This window comes from Halogeometricum sp. CBA1124 (genome assembly GCF_009741955.1).
Lineage (GTDB): Archaea > Halobacteriota > Halobacteria > Halobacteriales > Haloferacaceae > Halogeometricum > Halogeometricum rufum.
In genome coordinates this window covers 1-4,572 of record NZ_WPCD01000251.1, presented here as the reverse complement: position 1 = coordinate 4,572, position 4,572 = coordinate 1, and the positions used below count along the sequence as shown (strand labels likewise).

6 protein-coding genes and 2 pseudogenes are annotated in these 4,572 nt (G+C 72.0%); 3 read left to right on the top strand and 5 right to left on the bottom strand.

Features of this window, described 5'->3' with window-relative positions:
- The 3 genes and pseudogenes from GJ632_RS19650 to GJ632_RS19640 all read right to left on the bottom strand — a co-directional run.
- Positions 1–268: pseudogene (locus GJ632_RS19650) on the bottom strand (NADH dehydrogenase FAD-containing subunit); the annotation flags it as partial.
- A gap of 80 nt (positions 269–348) precedes the next feature.
- The gene (locus tag GJ632_RS19645; RefSeq protein WP_191453823.1) at positions 349–690 is read right to left on the bottom strand and encodes a hypothetical protein; all 342 of its coding nucleotides are present in this window, start codon (positions 688–690) and stop codon (positions 349–351) included.
- A 106-nt stretch (positions 691–796) separates the two neighbouring features.
- A complete protein-coding gene (locus GJ632_RS19640) occupies positions 797–1,000 on the bottom strand; it encodes a hypothetical protein (protein ID WP_191453822.1) in 204 nt (67 codons plus the stop codon).
- 110 nt (positions 1,001–1,110) lie between these two features.
- Between GJ632_RS19640 and GJ632_RS19635 the strand changes: the two are divergent.
- Positions 1,111–1,882, top strand: a pseudogene (locus GJ632_RS19635) (AAA family ATPase).
- 599 nt (positions 1,883–2,481) lie between these two features.
- Entirely contained in the window at positions 2,482–3,222 is a 741-nt protein-coding gene (locus GJ632_RS19625; RefSeq protein WP_343161275.1) for a hypothetical protein, read from the top strand.
- Positions 3,223–3,235: 13 nt separating this feature from the next.
- Here the strand turns inward: GJ632_RS19625 and GJ632_RS19620 are convergent, their stop codons facing one another.
- Together GJ632_RS19620 and GJ632_RS19615 are read right to left on the bottom strand one after the other, a co-directional pair.
- Positions 3,236–3,508: a hypothetical protein gene (locus GJ632_RS19620; RefSeq protein ID WP_089807001.1), complete on the bottom strand. Its 273-nt coding sequence runs from the start codon at positions 3,506–3,508 to the stop codon at positions 3,236–3,238.
- The gene (locus GJ632_RS19615) at positions 3,508–3,867 is read right to left on the bottom strand and encodes a helix-turn-helix domain-containing protein (protein WP_191453820.1); all 360 of its coding nucleotides are present in this window, start codon (positions 3,865–3,867) and stop codon (positions 3,508–3,510) included. The genes GJ632_RS19620 and GJ632_RS19615 overlap by 1 nt, the downstream gene beginning before the upstream one ends.
- Positions 3,868–4,033: 166 nt before the next feature.
- Here GJ632_RS19615 and GJ632_RS19610 point away from each other — a divergent pair, with 166 nt between their 5' ends.
- Positions 4,034–4,477 (top strand): hypothetical protein, encoded by a 444-nt coding sequence (locus GJ632_RS19610; protein WP_191453819.1) that lies wholly within the window; start codon positions 4,034–4,036, stop codon positions 4,475–4,477.
- Positions 4,478–4,572 lie beyond the last annotated feature (95 nt).

Here is a 4,572-nt window from a genome sequence, read left to right as displayed (position 1 = left end):
CGACGACGTCCTCGGCGTCCAGCAGGTGGCCGACGGCCATCGCGGCGTCCACGACGCCGCCGGCGTCGCCCTCGGTGAGCGTCCGGTCCGTCCGGTTTCGCTCGTCGGCGTCGTTTGCGTTCACCACCAGCACGCTGTCGCCCGCCGCCTCGCGGGCCGTCTCCCAGCCCCCGGCGACCGGTTCGTCCGCGCGCGCGTCGCCCCGGCCGCGGCCGAGGAGGCCGAGGCGGCGCATCGCCGTCCGCGCCCCCTCGGGGTCGTCGCGCACCGTCTCTCGGAGCGACTCGGCGGGCGGGTCGGCCGGGTCGGCCCAGCCACACCGTCGGAGGGCGCGCCGCCGGCCGACGCTCAGCGGCCCGTCCTCGGGCGCGGCAACGCCGACTCGTCGCCGTGGTCGGCCGCCGCGACGAACGCGTCCGCGCCGTCCCCGGCGGTGCCGTCCTCCGCGGCGGCGACGGCGTCCGCCACGGCGTCCGGCGACGGCCGGGCGTGGAACGCCGTCCCCTCCGCCGTCGTCACCAGCAGTAGCGGTTCGAGTGCCTCCGCGCCCGTCGGTCCGGTCTCACGAACGGTCGTCGTCTCGGCGGCCTCCCGCGCGGCCTCGGCGACGGCGCTCGCGTCGGCGCGGTGCGTCGACCCCGCGGCGACCCGAACGACCGGTCCCTCCGGCGCGTCCTGCGAAGCTGTCATGCCAAAACGATACAGGGGGTCGATAGGAAAGGCTTGTTACGGCCGTCTGACGTGTTGTGTTTCACGCGGTGCGCGGTCACCGCGGTCGGTCGCCGGTCGCCGTCGTTCAGAACGGCGGCTCCGCCTCCTCGTCGTCGCCGCCGCGGGCGACGAGGTAGACGGCGACGAACGCGAGGGCCGCGAGTGCGAGCATCAGCAGACCGATGCTGCGGCCGCCGTCGGTGGCCTCCTCGACCGGGTCGTCGTCGTCCTCGATGGGGATGCGAACGGGTCCGCTGTCCTCGGAGTCGGCGTCGCTGTCGGTTGCCATGTGCGGGGCTTGGTCGGTCGGAGACAAAGGCGTTCGGGCGACCGATTCGTCGGACTGGCAGACCGTCTCCGCGACCGAACGTTTAACCGGCGGAACCGCGACGCGCGAGTATGGTCGAAGCGTTCGCCGTCGCCAGTGGGAAGGGCGGCACCGGGAAGACGACGAGCACGCTTGCGCTGGGGATGCGCTCGCGGAGACGTACGACGTGACCGTCATCGACGCCGACACGGGGATGGCGAACCTCCTGTTCCACACCGGCCTCGACGACGCGGCCGTGACGCTCCACGACCTCCTGGTCGAGGACAGAGACGCGCGCGTCGAAGACGCCGTCTACGACCGCTTCGGGATGTCGGTCGTCCCCTGCGGCACGAGTCTGGCGGCGTTCGAGCGGCCGACCCGGCCCGCCTCCGCGAGGTGGTCGCCGAACTCGCCGCCGACGCGGATGTCCTCCTCCTGGACTCGCCCGCCGCCCTCGGGTCGAAGAGCGCCGTCCTCCCCGTCGTCCTCGCCGACCGGGTGGTGGTCGTCCTCCAACCCACCGTCCCCTCCCTGTCGGACGGGCTGAAGGTGCAGGAGTACGCCCGCTCCTACGGCACCGAGACGGCGGGCGTCCTGTTCAACCGCGTCCGTCCCGACGAGGACACCGAGCGAATCGCCGACCAGGCGGCGCGCTACTTCGGCGGGACGACGCTGGCGTCCGGTCCCCGAGAGCGACGCCGTCCGCGAGCGCGGCGGGCGGGCGAACCACTCCTCGCCCACGCTCCCGACGGCCCGGCCGCCGACGCGTTCCACGAGGCGGCGGCGCGTCTCGACGTGCGCGACGGCGACGCCGCGGGCGTGGCGGACCGCTTCAGGAGCGCCGTCCTCCCCGACCGGGTGTGACCGTGCGGTCCGACGCCCCGTTCCGGATACCCGCCGGCGACCTCCTGCGCTCCCGCGTGGTGAGCGACGCGGGCGAGACGCTCGCGGCCGTGCTGGACCGCGAACTCACCGGATACGCCGTCTTCGAACCGCAGGGGTCGCTCCTCGGCGGCGGCGACGACGCCACCGTCCTCACGTTCGAGGAGGGGATTCCCGTCCTCGCGTACGACGCCGCGACGGACCGCGGCGGTCCCGACGCCCTCGACGCTCTCGACGCCGCGGGACCGTATCGGGTGGAACTGTACGAACTCGCGGCCGGCGACGTCGCCGCCGCCCACCGCGACGAGACGTGCCGCGTCCCGCCCGCGCGCCCGGCCGACCGGGTGGCCGCCGACGCCGAACTCGCCGACCGGACGCGCGCGGCGGCACCCGACCACCGACGGGCGGACGAACGGAGTTCCGTCGAGGAGTTTCTCGCCGACGCGGACCGCATCGACGCCATCAGGGCGGAGGCGCGGCGCGAGGCGGAGTCGCGCGCCGCGGAGTGGGGGTTGACCGAGCAACTCGACGACGCTGACGCCGTCGGATTATATAAACGGAGGGCGGTCGAAGGGGGGAGCGTGACCGTTCTCGAACTCGTCCCGTTGCACACCCCCGCCGACTTCGCCGACTGGTTTCGACCCGGTGCGGACTACGTCGTCCGCGTGGCAGACGGGATGGGCTTTCCGACGGGCGACCTGCCGGCTCTCGCCGACGAGGCGGAGGCGGCGATGCGCGCGAACCGGACCGGTCGCGACGTGGCCGTCGAAGTCGCGCGCACCATCGTCGCCGACCTGCTCGCCGACGCGGCGTACGGGCCGCCGTTCCTGGAGTGGACGCCGCTGTGGTACGAACTGGCGCTGACCGGCCCGACGTACTACGCGGGGTGGCGACTCCGCCGCGTCGCCCGCAAGTACGCCGACACACTCGACCACGTCTCGGTCCCGCGGTTCAGCCGCCCGCGGGACGTTCTCTACGAGGGCCGGCCGGCCATCCACCGCGTGTCGGGGTTCGCCGACACGTTCGCGTTCGCCGACGCCATCACCCACCTGGAGTGGTTCGACTACGTCGCCACCGAGTGCGGCCTGCCGGTGCCCCCCGAACTGGTCGCGCGGACGCGCGAGGAGACGGTCGCCTACTACGTCGGCGAGAAGGAGATGGAGGACCTGACGCCGACGGTGCGGCGGTTCCAGCACCTGCTGTTCACCGACGACGTGTGGGCGCGCGAGGTGAACCGCCGGTACGACATCGACAGCGCCCTGTTCAGGCTGTGGGAGCGAATCTGCACCCGCGAGCGCCGCCGGTTCGACCCGCGGGGGTAGGGAGGCCGACCGCTCAGTCGTCTCCGAGCGTCAACGACGCGAGGACGAACAGCAGTCCGCTGGAGACGACGACCCCCTGCACGACGGCCGCCGACAGGAAGGAGGTGTCGAACAGCCGATAGACGAGGCCCTCACAGACCGCGCCGACGCCGATGAACACGAACCCGACCGAGACGTAGCGCATCGGGTCGCTCCCGGTCCGTCGGTAGCCGTGATACGCGAGATACGCGACGGCGAGGCTGAGGACGAGCGTGACCAGTTTGACGACGAGAAACGGCGCCTCGATCATGTGCTGTCACGGATGTTCTTCCAGAGGGCGCTGAAGTTGTCCGCGAGTTCGTCGCGCTTCTCGACGGACAGCGCGAGTTCGCCGTCGGAGAGTCGGACGTGGAGTTCTTCGAGCGTCGTCTCGAACTGCCGCCTGTGCGCGCCGTCGGACCCGACCGTCGACCGTTCCTCGATGAGGTCGTGGTCCTGTAGCGCGGCGACGCGGCGATACACCGTCGCGAGCGACGCGTCGCAGGCGTCGCTGAGGTCCTTCGCCGTCCGCGGTTCCTCGTCGGCCGCCAGCAGGATGCGCCGCGAGTAGTCGTCCGCGAGGAGGTCGAAGAGGGTCGCCGCGCTCTCGGGCTCGCCACGCGTCATGCCCCCGCGTTGCGGCGCCGCCGTCAAAGGCGCGACGGTTCGGTTCGTCGGCGACCGGTCGTCGACGCCTCGCCACACGTCGCGCGAGTGAGGCCGTCTTCGCGGGTTTTGTCCGAGCGTGCAAAGAGACGGGCCGTTTTCCCCTCCGGACGGCGACGTGGCGGACATGGACGGTTTCCGAAAACGCCTCGCGAAGTCGGTGACGGCCGCCGTCGGCTCGTTCGTCCTCTTCGGCGTCGTCACGGACTTGATTCCGACCCCGCTCTACATCCGACAGGTGCCGCGGACCGAACTCGACTACCTGTTCCTCGTTCTCACCGCCGCCTTCCTCGGCCTCTACGTGTTCCAGCGAACGCCGGACCGGCGAAGCGACGACGGCACGGCGACGACGGGCGCAGTCGTCGGGTTCCTCGCGTTCGGCTGTCCCATCTGCAACGCGTTCCTGCTCGCCCTCTTCAGCAGTTCCGCGCTGATGACGTACCTCGACCCGCTCCGTCCGGTTCTGGGGGTGCTCAGCGTCGCCCTGTTCGGAGGACTGCTCTACAGTCGGTCGCAGCGCGCGTGCGACTCCTGTGCGGACGCCGAGCCGACGGGGTCGACGTCCGACTGAGATGCCCGCCGCAGATTCGCCGGTCGATTCGGCGACCGGCGCGGGTTCGGCCGTCGGCGTCGATTCGGCAGACGGACCGGATTCGGCAGACGAAC